This is a genomic window from Pseudoalteromonas aliena, from assembly GCF_038155085.1.
Classification (GTDB): Bacteria; Pseudomonadota; Gammaproteobacteria; order Enterobacterales; family Alteromonadaceae; genus Pseudoalteromonas; species Pseudoalteromonas aliena_A.
In genome coordinates, this window is record NZ_JBAKAU010000176.1 from 1 (window position 1) to 220 (window position 220).

A 220-nucleotide genomic window follows, 5' to 3' on the forward strand; every position below is an offset into this window, starting at 1 on the left:
CGGGCAACTAATTGAATATGTACATGGGGCTACAGCGGGTTCAAAACCTCTACCCGATTTTTAAGATTTAGGGATAGAGCTAAATACACTCCACATTTCTTACAAAGGTAAGCAGCTAGAGACTACGTTTGTATCGGTAACACCTTTAATATACATCACCGGTATGACATGGCATACCAGCTCTGTGCGTAAAAAAGTATATCATGTTTTATGGTTACCC

General features: G+C 40.0%; 1 pseudogene. It reads left to right on the forward strand.

Going from position 1 to position 220, the window contains the following annotated elements:
• Window positions 1-220 (forward strand): annotated as a pseudogene (locus V6260_RS18995) (MutH/Sau3AI family endonuclease); the annotation flags it as partial.